Origin of the sequence: Massilia sp. CT11-108 (assembly GCF_047302915.1) — a bacterium.
Classification (GTDB): domain Bacteria; phylum Pseudomonadota; class Gammaproteobacteria; order Burkholderiales; family Burkholderiaceae_D; genus Telluria; species Telluria orientalis.
On sequence record NZ_JBKYMO010001144.1, the window covers coordinates 1 to 613 of the forward strand.

A 613-nucleotide genomic window follows, 5' to 3' on the forward strand; every position below is an offset into this window, starting at 1 on the left:
CGCGCGTGGTCGACGCCGTCGACAATGCCGGGCCGGTGGCTTCGCAGGCCTATGTGCTGGATACGGCGGCGCCGACGGTGACGATTACCAGCGACGTCGCCGCGCTCAAGGCCGGCGAGACCGCCACCGTCACGTTCACGTTCAGCGAAGACCCGGGCGCGAGCTTCACCTGGGACGGCACGCAGGGCGACGTCGTCGTCAGCGGCGGCACGCTGTCCGCCATCGGCGGTTCGGGCCTGGTGCGCACGGCGACCTTCACGCCGGACGCCAATACGGACGGCGGCACCGCCAGCATCACGATCGGCGCCGGCAGCTATGCCGACACGGCGGGCAACGTCGGCGGCGCGGGGACGACCCCGTCGCTTCACTTCGACACGCTGGCGCCGGTGGTACCGCTGGCGTACCTGTCGCCGCTCAGCGACAGCGGCGCCATTCCGTTCGATGGCGTGACCAGGGTCGTGACGCCGACCTTCGACGGCTTGGCCGAAGCCGGTTCCACCGTCACGTTGTACGATACCGACGGCACCACGGTGCTCGGCAGCACGGTCGCCACCAACGGCATCTGGTCGATCACGACGTCGACGCTGAGCGAGGGCGCACACACGATCACCGC

Annotated in this window: 1 protein-coding gene; it reads left to right on the plus strand. The window is 70.3% G+C overall.

Features of this window, described 5'->3' with window-relative positions; translation table 11 throughout:
- Positions 1–613, plus strand: a 613-nt coding sequence (locus tag ACEN88_RS33650; RefSeq protein WP_413346689.1) for an Ig-like domain-containing protein, incomplete at both ends; no start/stop codon positions are given.